The organism is Nonomuraea sp. NPDC050404 (assembly GCF_040655495.1).
Taxonomy (GTDB): domain Bacteria; phylum Actinomycetota; class Actinomycetes; order Streptosporangiales; family Streptosporangiaceae; genus Nonomuraea.
The window spans coordinates 607,201-620,914 of the sequence record NZ_JBFAKB010000002.1; the positions used below are offsets into that span (position 1 = coordinate 607,201).

The 13,714-nt window shown below is 71.4% G+C and carries 12 protein-coding genes; 4 read left to right on the forward strand and 8 right to left on the reverse strand.

Translation table 11 applies throughout. From position 1 onward, the window contains the following. Positions 1-22 precede the first annotated feature (22 nt). Positions 23-1,039, reverse strand: a complete 1,017-nt coding sequence (locus tag AB0I81_RS08065) for a LysR family transcriptional regulator (protein WP_360651866.1) — start codon at positions 1,037-1,039, stop codon at positions 23-25. 76 nt (positions 1,040-1,115) lie between these two features. Here AB0I81_RS08065 and AB0I81_RS08070 point away from each other — a divergent pair, with 76 nt between their 5' ends. Then, entirely contained in the window at positions 1,116-1,505 is a 390-nt protein-coding gene (locus AB0I81_RS08070) for a VOC family protein (protein WP_360651869.1), read from the forward strand. Between the two features lie 69 nt (positions 1,506-1,574). Continuing rightward, positions 1,575-2,462 carry an EamA family transporter gene (locus AB0I81_RS08075; protein ID WP_360651872.1) on the forward strand — a complete coding sequence of 296 codons (888 nt, stop codon included), beginning with the start codon at positions 1,575-1,577 and terminating at the stop codon, positions 2,460-2,462. On the opposite strand, the gene AB0I81_RS08080 is transcribed toward AB0I81_RS08075, so the two are convergent. From AB0I81_RS08080 to AB0I81_RS08105, 6 genes are all read right to left on the reverse strand, one after another. Further along, entirely contained in the window at positions 2,419-4,992 is a 2,574-nt protein-coding gene (locus AB0I81_RS08080) for a PEP/pyruvate-binding domain-containing protein (protein WP_360651875.1), read from the reverse strand. The two genes, AB0I81_RS08075 and AB0I81_RS08080, sit on opposite strands and share 44 nt — an antisense overlap. A 61-nt stretch (positions 4,993-5,053) precedes the next feature. Then, a complete protein-coding gene (locus AB0I81_RS08085; protein ID WP_360651878.1) occupies positions 5,054-6,028 on the reverse strand; it encodes an alkaline phosphatase family protein in 975 nt (324 codons plus the stop codon). 16 nt (positions 6,029-6,044) lie between these two features. Further along, positions 6,045-6,824 carry a sugar phosphate isomerase/epimerase gene (locus AB0I81_RS08090; protein WP_360651881.1) on the reverse strand — a complete coding sequence of 260 codons (780 nt, stop codon included), beginning with the start codon at positions 6,822-6,824 and terminating at the stop codon, positions 6,045-6,047. 101 nt (positions 6,825-6,925) lie between these two features. After that, positions 6,926-7,918, reverse strand: coding sequence for a LacI family DNA-binding transcriptional regulator (locus AB0I81_RS08095; protein WP_360651884.1), 993 nt, complete (start codon positions 7,916-7,918; stop codon positions 6,926-6,928). A gap of 209 nt (positions 7,919-8,127) precedes the next feature. Continuing rightward, on the reverse strand, positions 8,128-9,516 hold the full coding sequence (locus AB0I81_RS08100; RefSeq protein ID WP_360651887.1) for a hypothetical protein: 1,389 nt from the start codon (positions 9,514-9,516) through the stop codon (positions 8,128-8,130). A 232-nt stretch (positions 9,517-9,748) separates the two neighbouring features. Beyond that, on the reverse strand, positions 9,749-10,318 hold the full coding sequence (locus AB0I81_RS08105; protein ID WP_360651890.1) for a TetR family transcriptional regulator: 570 nt from the start codon (positions 10,316-10,318) through the stop codon (positions 9,749-9,751). An 84-nt stretch (positions 10,319-10,402) separates the two neighbouring features. Here AB0I81_RS08105 and AB0I81_RS08110 point away from each other — a divergent pair, with 84 nt between their 5' ends. After that, positions 10,403-11,134, forward strand: a complete 732-nt coding sequence (locus tag AB0I81_RS08110) for an SDR family oxidoreductase (RefSeq protein WP_360651893.1) — start codon at positions 10,403-10,405, stop codon at positions 11,132-11,134. Positions 11,135-11,213: 79 nt separating this feature from the next. Here the strand turns inward: AB0I81_RS08110 and AB0I81_RS08115 are convergent, their stop codons facing one another. Next, the gene (locus AB0I81_RS08115; protein WP_360651896.1) at positions 11,214-12,629 is read right to left on the reverse strand and encodes an LCP family protein; all 1,416 of its coding nucleotides are present in this window, start codon (positions 12,627-12,629) and stop codon (positions 11,214-11,216) included. A 283-nt stretch (positions 12,630-12,912) separates the two neighbouring features. On the opposite strand from AB0I81_RS08115, the gene AB0I81_RS08120 reads away from it, so the two are divergent. Then, the gene (locus tag AB0I81_RS08120) at positions 12,913-13,683 is read left to right on the forward strand and encodes a hypothetical protein (protein WP_360651899.1); all 771 of its coding nucleotides are present in this window, start codon (positions 12,913-12,915) and stop codon (positions 13,681-13,683) included. The last annotated feature ends 31 nt before the right edge of the window (positions 13,684-13,714 follow it).

The following is a 13,714-nucleotide window of genomic DNA, read 5'->3' on the forward strand; positions in this document are numbered from 1 at the left end:
ATTGGTCCCGGTTTCGGATGATCTAGCGTTTGACCAGCAGCTTGGCGAGCAGTGCGGCTTGAGGGTTGCCGGGGTGGTGGCGGACGTAGATCGTACGGTGCAGCGGAGGGTCCAGGGGCAGCAGCACCACGTTCGGGGGAGTCGGGCGGGGTGCGGCGATCGAGGGGACGACTCCTGCGGTGATTTCGGCCTCCGCCATGGCCAGCACGGTCGCGACGTCCCGTACGACGTGGGCCGGGCGCCACTCGACGCCGTGCGCGGCGAAACCGGCGGCCAGCAGCGGGCCGCAGGTGCCGCCGGGATCGGCGACGCCCGCCGCCATCAGGTCGGCCAGGGCGACTCGGTCGTGGCGCGCCAGCGGGTGCCGCCGGGGCAGGACGGCGAGGAATTCGTCGGCGAACTCGCCCTGCGTCTCCCCGCCGCCAACCGTAGGGTCCTGCCCGTCAGCCGCACGGTCCTCCCCGCCGGCCGGGTGGTCGTTTTCTCCGGCCGGGCGAGCGGCGGGTGACCGCGTCGCGGCGGGTGGTGTCGCGGCGGGTGGTGTCGCGCGGTTCTTGCCGACCGCCGGGTGCGCATCGGGCTGCGGTGCTGTGGCAGCGTCGGGAGGAGTGGTGGTGATGGCCAGGTCGATGGTGCCGGCTGACAGCCAGACCGGCAGTTCTTCGTCCTCACCCTGGAGGACGAGGGCCGGACGCTCGGGGCCGAGCTTCGCCAGCGCCTCCGGGACCAGCCGGACGAGCGCGCTGGCCACCGCACCCACCCGCAGCCGGTCGGGCCGTACGCGTTCGGCCAGGGCCTCGATGGCGCGCAGATGCTCGACGGCGGCGCGGCCGTGCGTGGCGACCTCGCGCCCCAGGGCCGTCAGTGAGGCGCCGCCGGGGTGGCGATGTACGACGGGCGCGCCGAGGTGGCGTTCGAGGGCGGCGATGGCGCGGCTGACCCCTGACTGGGTCACGCCGAGTGCTTGCGCGGCCCGGGTGAAGCTGCTGTGTTCGTCCAGGGCCAGCAGGGCTTCGACCTGGCCGACGGCTATTTCCACGGACATCATGATAGTGAGTCATGTCATTTGCCGTGTTCAGTTGGTCGATGCATAGGTGCTGGCGTAGCGTGCCGCTATGAGTGTCGGGCCGGCTCGTTTCGGCGGGCGAGACGATGTTGTGCTGGTGGTGGTCCTGGACTGCGCCGACCTGGACCGGTCCGGCGCGTTCTGGTGCGGGGCGCTGGGTTACACCGCCGAGCTGGACCCGGCCGGGCGCTATCGGAGCCTGCGGCCTCCGGGTGGCAACGGCGTCGAGGTGCTGTTGCAGCGGGTGCCTGAGCCGAAGTCGGCCAAGAACCGGATGCATCTGGATCTGCGCGTACCCGATCTGGAGTCGGAGGTGGCCCGGCTGGTGGGCTTGGGAGCGCGGCGCGTCACCGACGATCCGGTGGAGGAGGACGGCTGGACGTGGCATGTGCTCGCCGATCCCGACGGCAACGAATTCTGCGTGTTGCAGCCATCATGAGTTTGGGTCATTAGCTCCATGATTGCTAGTTGTTGGACACATAGGAGCACGTCAGCCTAGCTTTGCGGGATGTGCAGAGTGCTGGCGGCGATGGTGCTGCTCTGGGTGTGCTGGGGGTCGTCGTTTCCCGCCATGCGGGTGATGGTGTCGGGTCTGCCGCCGCTGCTCGCGTCCGGGGCCGTCTTCCTGGCGGCGGGTCTCGTGCTCGCCGCCCTGCGGCCGGGAGCGTTGCGCGGGCTGAGCCGCCGTCAGATCGGGGTGTCCGCAGGGGTCGGGCTGTGCCTGCTGGGTGCGCAGGGGACGATCGCGGTCGCGATGCGGCACGTGTACGCGGGGACGGCGGCGCTGCTGGTCGCGGCCATTCCCTTGTGGGTGGCGGTGTTGCGGGCGCTGTGCGGTGATCGGCCGTCGGGTGGGGGCGTGGTGCGGTTGCTGGCGGGGTTCGCCGGGGTGGCGGTGGTGCTGGGCGCGGGCTCTGGCGGGGATCAGGGCTGGTCGGGGTGGGGTGTGGTCGTCGTGGTGGCCTCCGTCGCGTGGGCGGCGGGCACGCTGGGGGCCTCGCGCACACGCGTGCCGACTCGACCGGCGACCGTCGTGCAGTTGCTCGCCGGGGGTCTGATGCTCATGGTCGCCGGGTTTCTCACCGGTGAGATCGCGGGCGTCACGGAGGCCCAAGTCGGGGCGGTGGCGTGGCTGAGTTTCGGTTATCTCGTGGTCGTCGATTCGCTGGCCGGGTTCGCGTTGTTCAACTGGCTGTTGCGGGCGGCGCCGGTGTCGCTGGTGAGCACATATTCCTATGCGGTGCCCGTGGTGGCCCTTCTCGTCGCTGTTCTCGTGCTCGGTGAGCCGTTTCGGCCGGTGGTGCTGATGGGGGCGGTCGTGATCGTCGGGGCTGTGGCGGCCGAGGTGGTGGCTATGGGGCGGTCGTCACCGTTCCCGCCGCGCCGTTCACCGTGATCTCCTCGCCGGAGGCGATCCGGTCGGTGGCGTTCGGTACGCCGACGACGGCCGGGATGCCGTACTCCCTGGCCACCACCGCGCCGTGTGACATCGCGCCGCCCATCTCCATCACCAGCCCGCCCGCCGTCAGGAACAGCGGCGTCCAGCCGGGGTCCGTCGAGGGGCAGACCAGGATCTCGCCCGGCTCCAGGTGCGCGCCGGTCGGGTCGAGCACGACCCTGGCCACGCCGGTGACCGTGCCGGCCGAGGCGGGAGTACCGGTCAGCGCGCCCTCGGAGGCGGCGGGCTGCGACAGGGCCTCGGGCTCGGTGCCGTCGGAGAGCAGCACCCGGGGCACGTGCCTGCGGCGCCGCTCCTGCTCGTACGCCGCCCGCCGCCCGGCCACCAGCTCCCGCAGGTCGCCTCCGTTCAAGGCGGCCCTGGTCTCCCGCAGGTCCAGGAAGAACACGTCGTCGGCGGCGGCCAGCCCGCCCTGGCTCACCAGGTGCTCCCCCACTGCCAGCAGGCTGCGTCGTACCGCCGCGAGGGTCTTGACCAGGTAGAACTTGGGCAGTTCGCGCAGTCCGGCATACTTGCGGGTGCGCCGGAGGGCGAAGCGCACCACTGTGGCCCGCCAGCGCGCCTTCCCCCGGGCCCGTGCCGCCACGCGGTCGATGGCGGCGCGCGCCTCCCGCTCTCCCCTGGCGAACATCTCGGACGGCGCCAGGCCCTCCTCGTTCATGCGCAGGTAGTTGGCCAGCACGCCGAGGATGTGCGCGGGCTCCTCCGACCAGCGCGGCACGCCCAGGTCGATCTCGGCGACGCCGCGGTGGCCGTACTTGCCGAGGAACGTCGTGATCTCGCGCTGGGCGATCGGCGGGAGTTGTCCGCTCCGGTAGAGGTCGACCAGTTCGGGTACGGTTCGCTCCCTGAACGGTGCCGGCTCGACGCGGGTGGCCAGGTGCCACAGCTCCAGGTCCATCTCGGTGGTCGGGTTGTGCGGCACGCTGCGCAGGACGTCGCTCATCTCGCCGATGGGCACGCCGGACAGCTTCGAGGCCAGCGCGAACAGGCCGTACCCGGACAGCGCGTACGGCATGATCGAGATGATCAGCGGAAAGGTGCGCGCGAGCACCAGCTCGGCGTGCTTCAGGCGCTGCTCGGGGGTCGCGGAGCCGGGCACCCTGAGCCTTCTGTCCAGCTCTTCGCCGAGCCGGACAGTGTCCGCCAGGACCTTGTCCGGCCTGGTGAGTGCCGTCAGGAGGCGGGCGGGGACGCGGATGTTCCGGGCGAAGCGGGCCGCACCGCGCAGGAAGGGGCGCGGGGAGGTGTGTGCGAGGGGCAGGCGCGGGTCCTCGAACAGCCGCTCCATGACGCTCACGGCGCGGGCCTCGCCGACCGCCATCAGGCGCGGCAGGATGGCGCGGCCGGGGCGGCTGCGTACGGCGGCGGTGATGTCGAGCCAGAGCCGCTGGCCGGAGACCCGCAGGAAACTCGCGCCGTCGAGGAGGTCGGCGGGCGCGCGTCCCACCAGACCCGCGCCTCCCCCGCTGATCACCTTGAACGCCGCCAGCCCCATCGGCGTGAGCGGCCCCATCACGCCCTGCACGACGTTGACCGAGAAGTAGACCCGCAGGTCGCCGGAAACCGGTTCCGGCAACGGGTAGAGCGTGGTGATCGGCCTGGCCTGGGTGAGCCAGAGCGTGTCGTCGCCGTCGATGGCCCACTCGGTGTCCTGGGGCGCGCCGTAATGGTTCTCGACGCGGGTGCCCAGTGCGGCGAGTTTCCGCACCTCGGCGTCGGTCAGGCAGAGGCCGTCGTGGGTCGTCTCGACGCGTTCGGTGCCGCCGCCGGGCAGGGAGCGGATGGACATGAGCTTGTCGCCCGCTTGGCGTTCCAGGATCTCGCCGCCGAAGACGAGGAAGCGGTCGGGGTTGACCGCTCCGGACACCACCGCCTCGCCGAGTCCGGGGCTGGCGTCGATCACGGCCTCGCGCCGCCGGCCCGTGACGGGGTTGGCGGTGAACATCACGCCGGCCACCCGCGCGTCCACCATCACCTGCACGACCACCGCCAGCCGGACGGCGGCGTGGTCGATGCCGTTGGACTCGCGGTAGGCCACGGCGCGGTCGGTCCAGAGCGAGGCCCAGCAGCGCCGGACCGCCTCCACCACCGCCTGTGCGCCCACCACGTTGAGGAAGGTGTCCTGCTGCCCGGCGAAGCTGGCGAACGGCAGGTCCTCGGCGGTGGCGGAGGAACGCACCGCGACCGGCACGTCGTGGCCGAGCGCGGCGTAGGACTTCACGATCACCTCGTGCACGGCGTCCGGCACCGGAGCCTCCAGCAGGTGCCGCCTGGCCCGCTCGGCCAGCCCGTCCCCTTCGGTCTCCAGCCCCTGCGCGACCTGCCGGTACGCCTCCGTCGTGAGCACCCAGCCCGGCGGCACGGGCAGCCCGGCCCTGGTGAGCTCGCCGAGGTTGGCCCCCTTGCCGCCCACCTCGGCGAGCATGCCCGCGTCGATCTCGGTGAAGTCCAGGGCCGTCTTCATCCCGCGCTCTCCCGCCGTTCAGCCTCCTGTCATTCCAGTGTGCCGCTTCCCGGGCAAGAATTCAACAATTGATGAAAAGCGGTGTACCGTCCAGGTCCCATACCGGATCGACGGGGACGCCCAGCACGGCCAGGGCCGTCGGTCCCACGTCCACCAGGCGAGGCCCGTCGAGCCGGTGACCGCCCAGATCCTCACCGAGCCGGTTCAAGATCACGAAGACCGTGCGTTCCTCGTCGGAGGTGCCGCCGTGGCCGCCCTCGTCCACGTGGCCGTGGTCGGTCGTGACCAGGACCGTCCAGCGCTCGTCCCGGTACGAGGGCCGCGCGCGGATCGTGTCGAGCAGGCGGCCCAGGTAGGCGTCCTGGAGGTGGAGGGCGGCGGCGTACTCGGGGCAGTGCGGGCCGAGGTCGTGGGCCACCTCGTCGGTGTCGCCGAGGTAGACGAACATCGCGTCCGGGTCCTGCTCGGCCAGGTGACGCTCGGCGGCGTCGGCTACCTGCTTGTCGGCATTGGACCAGCCGATGGCGTACCCGTCGAGGGCGAGGCGGTGGTCGATCTCCGGGCCGAACGCGTTGTGCTCGGCAAGGGCTGCCCAGGAGAAGAGCGCGGCGGTACGCAGGTCGGGGCGGGCCCGCTTCACCCGAGTCAGGAAGTCCGGAAATTTCTGGAACTGGGGGTTCGCGAAGCCGTTGTCCACGACACCATGCTTGTCGGGCCAGACGCCGGTGGCAATCGACGACCAGCCGGGACCGGAATCGGTACGCGACCGGATCTCCCGGCCGCCGTCGGACTCGGGGGTGCTGGGGGCGGGCCCGGGGGTTCGCCCGATAGCCTCGGCTGGCTCGGGGGTCTTGGGGACTACCTCGGTGGGTTCTTCCGTGCGTGGCGTTCCGGCCTCGCCGTAGGGGAGTTTGCTGGTGCCGTACGCGCCGGCGGACATCAGCCCCGCCAGCACGGGAGCGTCCAAGGCGATCAGCCGGTCGAACCGCAGCCCGTCCATGCCGACGACGAGCACCTTACTTCTAAATGCGGACATCCCCCCATCTAAGCGGTTAAGGTGCGAAACGCCGCACCCACTCGGCCGCGCCGGGCAGGATCTCCTCGACCGGAGCCACCTGCGGATACCAGGTGCGCTCCCACTCCAGCGACACCCACCCGTCGAACCCGGCCCCGCGCAACAACTCGCCCGCCTCATCCAGCGGCACCGAGCCCGTCCACATCGGCACCGGCGTGGTGTCCTGCGCCGAGACCGCATCCTTGACCTGCACATACGCCAGGTAGGGGCGCAGCGCGGCCAGGGTGCGGACCGGCGACTCGCCATGGCGCCACGGGTGCAGCAGGTCCCAGATCGCGCCGGTCGTCTCGGGGCAGGCCGCCTCGGCGAGCAGCACGGCCATCGCCTCGCCGGTCGCCATGCTGTCGTGGGTCTCGACCAGTACGCGGCGGCCGAGGTCGCCGGCCGTACCGGAGACCGCCTTGAGGCGGCGGGCGCCGACGGCCGGGTCGTCGCCGCGCGGGAACACCCGCACGCCGGGCGCGCCGAGGTCGGCGGCCAGGCGCAGGTCGGCGATGAGCGCCTCGATGACCGGCTCGTCGGGACCCGGCTCGCAGATGCCGACATATCCGGCGAGGGCGGAAATTTCCAGACCTGCGCCCTCGATCCGCTCCCTGACCGAAGCCCGCTCCTCGGGGCCCAGCCCCGCGTGCACCCCGGTGTCGGGATGCAGCCGCAGCTCCAGCCCCTGGCACCCCTGCCCGGCCGCGATCTCGATCGCCCTGTCCAGCCCTTCGCCAGGCATCCCCAGCGTGCTGACCGCCAGCTTCACACCCATCTCCGCATCATCCCTGGAGCCTCCCGCCACCTACCGGACGCTCTCCCGCCGATCAACCACGGCCTCGCGCCGCTCTTGGACGCGTTCTCAGCGCACCGACCTCACGCCATTCTCCGGACGCTCGCTCTCAGCACGACCTCGCCGGCGACCTGCTCGACCACGATCGGCTCGTCCTCGTTCAGCGCCAGCTCCAGCGCCCGCGCCCCCATGTCCTTCAACGGCAGCCGCACGGTCGTCAGAGCGGGCACATGATCACGCAGAGTGACAATGTCGTCGAAGCCGGCCACCGAGACGTCCTCGGGCACCCTGACCCCGCGCTCCCGATAGGCCGCCAGCGCCCCTACCGCCATCACATCGTTGACCGCGAACACACACGTCGCGTCCCCGACCTGCTGGGCGGCCGCATATCCGCCGTCACGATCGAAGGGCCCGCGGATCACCTGCGGCGCGGGCAACCCGAGCGAGTCGAGCGCCTCGGTGAACCCGGCGCACCGGTCGGCCGCCGTGACCAGGTGCGGCGGCCCCGCCAGCACCGCGAACCTCGTATGCCCGAGCCCGGCCAGCTCCCTGGCCAGTGCCGCCGCGCCCTGCCGGTTGGCGGGCGCGACGGTGTCCACGCCCAGCAGGTCCTGCCCCACGCAGGCCGCCCGGCCGCCGCCCTCCTGGTAACGGGCCAGCTCCTCGCGCAGGCGGCCGGTGACGCCCGGATCGGCGACGCGCGAGCCGACGAGCAGCACCGCCCGTACGCGCTGGGCATGCAGCGTCGCCACGTACGCGATCTCCTGCTCCGGATCGCGATGCGTGGTGCCCACCATGACCAGCAGGCCCTCGGTGGCCGCCGCCCGCATCGCCCCGTCGGCCAGGGCCGCGAAGTAGGGGTCGGTCAGGTCGTGCACGACGATGCCGATGACGTTGCTCGCCCCACGGGCCAGCGTCTGGGCGGCGATGTTGGCCCGGTAGCCGAGCTCGTCCGCGGCCTGCTCGACGCGCGCCCGCAGAGTCGCGCCGACCTGACGGGTGCTGCCGTTGAGCACCCGCGAGGCGGTCGCGAGCGAGACGCCCGCCTGCTTGGCGACGTCTTCAAGCGTGACCACGTGACCTCCCGGAAAGCGGTTTCCAAGTCTGCCAGACCGGCACCTGGATCCGCATCCTGCCACGCCCACGGCCCACGAGCACAGCGAGCCCCGCCCAGGAGGACGGGACCCGCCGCGACAATCACCTGGTCATCGCTGCTTAACCACCCGGACACATGGCCCGGACCCTGTCCGAGAACCGAGAAGGACAGGGCACTACAACCGTCGGGTCACAGCCAGGGGAACAGGATGTCGAGCAGGCCCTTGTCCTCCACCGGCGCGGGCTCCGCGTCCTCGACCGGGTTGTCCGAACCCACGTCAGAGCCGGTGTCGCCCGTGTTGCCCGTGTCCCCCGAGTCACCCGTGTCGTTGGACCGGGGGGAGGAGTTACCGCCACTGTCCACGTCCGGAGAACCGGTGTTGTTGTCATTGTTCGTCGTGGAGGACTGGCTCTGCTGCTCGCGAGGCTTCCTCGTGGGCTCGGAGTTCTCCTCCTGACGCTCGCGCGTGGGCGTCGAACGGGCCTGCGGCTCGTCCTCACGCGTACCGGGCTGGTCCGCCCGCTGCTGCGTCCGGGGAGGAGTTGCGGCCTCGGTCTCGGTCGGCCTTCCGGTGTCCGAATCGGTGGGCTCTTCGGTTGCCGCCGGCTCCTCGGTCTCCTCCTCGACCGGCTCGCTCTCCTCGGGAGCGGCCGACTCGGAGGGGGAGGTGACGGTGCCCGCGCTGGCGCACTGGGCGCCGGCGCACGGGTCGTCGGACGTACCGGTGAGCATCCAGCCGGCGCCCACGCCGACCAGCACGACCGCGACGGCCGCCACCAGCAGCACCCTGGTACGGCGGCGAACCTCGCCCGCGCCGCCGCCCTCGGAGCGCCCGCCCTCGTAACGTCCCTCATCGGAGCGCCCACCGCCGGAACGCCCGCCGGAGTCGCCCGAGTCGCCGGAGTTGTCGGTCCAGCCCGAGCCGAGGAAACCGCGCTTGGGCTGCTCCTCCTCGCGGTCGTCCGAGCGCGCCGTGTCGTAGCCGCGGTCCAGCGGCAGGTAGGGATTGTCGTCCTCCACCCGGTGCGGCCCGCTGTCCTCGCGCAGTGCGGCGTAGGGGTCGTCGTCGTGCCGATCGCCCTCTTCGCGCAGCGCCGCGTACGGGTCGCTCTTGTGCAGGTCGCTGTCCTCGCGCAGCGCGGCGTAAGGGTCGCGGTCCTGCCGCTCGATGTCCTCGCGCAGCGCCGCGTACGGGTCGCTCTTGTGCAGGTCAGCGTCCTCGCGCTGCGCCGCGTACAGGTCGTGCTGCTCATCCCGTACGTCGTGCGTGGCACGGCCGAAGTCGCCCGCCCGGCCCGCGTCGTAGGCGCCGTCGGACGGCCCGCCCAGGTCGTAGGGGGCGTCGGGGCCGTCGAACACGTCACCGCGCCCACCGGCCTGCGAGCCGCTCAGCACGTCGTGGTGAGCGGCCCCGCCGAGCACGTCGCGCGGGTCGCGCGGGGCGGGGTCGTCGAGCACGTCCCGAGGCTGCTCACCGAAGGATGGCTTGTCCATCGGGAGGATGTAGGTCTCGTTGCCGACGACCTGGATGGCAGGCTGCTCGTCGGTGTCGTCGGTGCTCCACCGTGGCGAGAGCACGTCACCCGTCAGCTCCGGGTTTAACGACCTACCCTGCCCATCCTCGTATGGCCTGTCGTTCTCGTCGCGCGCCACCGTGGAACCTCTCTGATACGAATTCGGACCGCGCCCCTTCCTACCATTACTTGTCCGGATATTTCACTTGTTTCCCTAAAATTACTCTCCGTAACATCCGCCCCAGAGGCGTTTCCCGCACCATGAGCGCGGGTATGACGATCTTTCCGCCGACAGCTCAACGGCCGCCAAGGATCCCGGCGAGCAACTCGACGAGCGCGTCCTTCACCCGTTCGACCGCCACGCCGCCCTCCCGGACCCGGTGGACGAGCAGCGGCGCCGCGAGCGGCGCCAGAAGCGCGTCGGCCAGGCAGTGCACATCGGCCCCCGGGCGCGCCCGGCCGATCAGCATGGCCAGGTGAGCGTGATAGGCGTCGTACGCCCCGCCGAACCGGGCCAGCGGCCCCGCCGTCTCCGCCATGAGCAGCAGATCGAGCTGCTCGACCGTCCGGTCCGTCAGCGCCCGCAGGAACACCTCGGCCCGCACGCCCGGCTCCGGCCCCGGCCCGAGCGGCGGCGGCCCCTCGACGAACGCCGCCTGGAACTCCCGCTCCCGCGCGTCGATCAGCGCGTAGGCCAGCCCCGAACGATCTCCGAACCGCCGGTAGAGCGTGCCGACGCCGACGCCCGCCGCCGCGGCCACCTCGGCCATGGACAACCCCTGCACCCCTTCGGCGGCGACGATGGCCTCGGCCGCGGCGAGGATCTTGGCGCGGTTGCGGGCCGCGTCGGTGCGCTCGCGTCTCACGATCACCATCCTCGCATCGCTTGCAACCGGAATTGGTTCCGCTTAGAGTCATAGGCGGAACCAATTCCGCATGAGGAGGAAACCATGACCAGACGAGTGGCCTTGGTGACGGGTGGCAGCAGGGGAATCGGCGCGGCCGTCGCGCGGCGGCTGGCGGCCGACGGGTTCGACGTGGCGATCACGTACCGGAGCGCGGGCGACCGGGCCGCCGCCTTGGTCAAGGAGATCGAGGCGGCCGGCGGCCGCGCGGTCGCCTTCCGGGCCGAGGCGGCCGAGGCGCGGGCACAGGCCGAGGTGGTCGAGCGGACGGTCCGCGAACTGGGCCGGCTCGACGTGCTGGTGGGCAACGCGGGCATCGCGCCCTACGGCCCGCTGGAAGAGGTGACGCTCGCCGAGGTGGACGAACTGCTGGCCGTGCACGCGCGGGCCTCGTTCCTGCTGGCACAGGCGGCGGCCCGGCACATGCGGGCGGGGTCGAGCATTGTCATGATCGGCAGCAGCCTGGCCGACCGGGTGCCGTACGCGGGCTGGACGGCGTACGCGATGAGCAAGTCCGCGCTGATCGGCCTGACCAAGGGCCTGGCCAGGGATCTCGGCCCGCGAGGCATCACCGCCAACCTGGTCAGCCCCGGCTCAACGGACACCGAGATGAACCCGGCCGACAGCGAGGGCGCAGAGGAGGAGCGCGCCCTGACCGCGCTGGGCCGCTACTGCTCCCCCGGCGACATCGCCGCCGCCGTGTCCTACCTCGCCGGCGAGGGGGCCCGTGCCGTCACGGGCGCGACGATCCCGGTGGACGCGGGCGTGACGGCCTGACCGCGCTCACGCCCGCGAATCGGGAGCGATCGGGAGCGAAGGCGGAAGGCGGGTCGCGCCATGGAGGGGGCGACCCGCCCTACCGGGTTCCCTTGCACGGGTCCGTATTGCTGTCGACGACCTTGTCCTTGAGGGAGTCGGGAATCGCCGTCAGGACCCGCACGCCGGGCCAGTCCCTGCCGATGACGAGCTGGATGACCGGCCCGTCGAGCTTCTGGCCCGGCTTGGCCGAGGGTGAGGCCGAGGACGACTTGTACGGCTGCGAGGTCAGCGCCTTGACCTTGCCCTCCTCCGGCTTGCGCTTGTCCTGCGAAAGCCGCCCGGCCACCGCGTCACCGTAGGCGGGCCCGTCCGTGGCGTCCTTCTTGGCGTACCGGATGCTGGTGAGCGGGGCCGTGGCGGCGTTGCCCACGTGCGTGACCACGAACCCCTGGGCGGCCAGCGCGTCGGCCACCTGCAGGGCCTTGCCCTGCTCGCCGGTGGCGTTGAGCACCTGCACCCGCACCTGCTCGCGCTTGACCTCGGGCGCGGCGGACTTGCCCGGGGTGGGCTTGGCGGTGACCTCGACGTCGTTGCGCACGGCCTCGAAGAAGTCGCGCGCGGCCGGCTCGGCGAACTGCACCCGGGCCTTGTCCTCCGGGTACGGCACGGTGGGCACCGTGATGCCCTTGAGTTGCTTGGCCGTCAGCCCCTGGACGCTGTTGGCGATCTCCAGCATCCGGTCGAGCCCGAGTCCGCTGTCCACGGTGACGGCCTTGATGCCGGCCTGCAGGAAGTCGTTCAGCTTGGCGGGATCGGTGAGCAGGCCGCCGTCGGTGATCTTCTTGAGCACCTGGGTGAGGAAGATCTGCTGGCGCTCGATCCTGCTCAGGTCGCTGCCGTCGCCGAGTGAGTACCTGGTGCGCACGTAACCGAGCGCCTGCTCGCCGTTGACCACGTGCTTGCCGGGGCCGAGCACGAGCTTGGCCTGCTTGTCGTTGACCGCCTTGGGCAGGCAGATCTCGATGCCGCCGATGGCGTTGATGATGCCCTTGAAGCCGGCGAAGTCGACCTTCACGAAGTGGTTGATCTTGATGTTGGTGAGGGACTCCAGGGTCTTGATCGTGCAGTTGATGCCGCCGTCGTTGAATGCGGAGTTGATCTGGCGCAGGCCGCCCGTGAGCACGGCGCCGTTCCTGCCCTCGCACTCGGGAATCTGGACCATGGAGTCGCGCGGGAAGCTGATCATGGTCGCGTTGTCCCGGTTCGGGGCGATGTGCAGGAGCATGATCGTGTCCGTGCGCTCTCCCGCGCCGACGGTCGTGGCGCCGTACTTCTGGTTGGCGCCCTCACGGGAGTCGGAGCCGACGAGCAGCACGTTGAGCGCGCCCGTGTCCGGCGGGCGGCTCGCGCCCACCTCGATGGGCTCGACCTCAAGGTCGGACCAGAGGAAACGGTAGTAGCCGTAGCCGCCGAGCACCGCGGCCACCAGCACGAACGTCAACGCCACGCTCACCCAGCCGAGAGGCGTCAGCGGGTTGCGGCCGGGCGTGGAACGCCGTCCCTTCGGCCCGTGCGAAGGCGGTAATGGGGCGACTTGCCGACCTAGAACCGCTTCGCTCTGCTGCTCCCTCATGCGGCTCACCCCTTGCGCCATGATCGCGAAGCATAGTCATAAATCCGTATCAGGAGGATAAGTACCAGCATCCTTGGAGGTTCGTCTCTGTTCACCGATCGGATGGTGACCCGGCCGGTACGCCTTCCTCACCCCGATCGAGGGCTCCATCCAAAGCCCGCGAATGCGGGGCATCACCACGTACGGTGACGCCATCATGACGGTCATGTTGTTGACCGAGATGGCCCCTCCCCCGGGCGCCCGGGAGGTGGCCGGGCTGCGCGCCAGGGCCAGGACCTCCAGGCGCGCCGCCCTCGTGACGCTCATCGCCTCCATGGCGCTGCTCACCACCGCCCAGCTGCTCGCCGACAGGTCCGCGACCAGGGAGCAAGTGCTGCCGCTCGCCGTGCTCTCCCTGGCGATCTTCGCCGTCGCGCTGCCCGCGATGGCGATCACCCAGTACGCCTGGGGCGCCCGCGCCCGGCTGGTCCGGCGGCGCGAGCGCGAGTTGTACGCCATCGCGCGCTCCGGCAGGTCGCGCCTGCTGACCCGCCCGGCCGTCGCCTGTGCCTGGGCGGTGACGCTGCTGCTCGGCTGGACCGTTCCGCGCCTGTTCCGCCAGGCCGCCCAGCACTCCTTCGCCGACGTCCTGAGCTGGGCCGCCGAAGGTCTGTCGATGCTCAGTGCCGCCGCCGGGGTGTTGTTCCTCCTTTCGTGGGCACGGGAGGCGGTGGGAATGCTGGCGCGTGCCCTGCGATCGGGCGGATCACCTGGCGATCCATGGGACCCCGGCCACGGCACGCGTCCAAAAGAGGGCGCGGCGCTCTGGACGGGCGCGGCCGTGGCGGTCGCGGCCCTGCTCGGAGCCCGCGCCCACCTGTGGGAGCCGGCGGTCGGCGTCATCTATGCGCTGCTCACCGCCGCCCTCGTGCTCGGGATAGTTACTGACGAGTAGCATGGGCACGGAACCCCTTCCCGCAACGAGG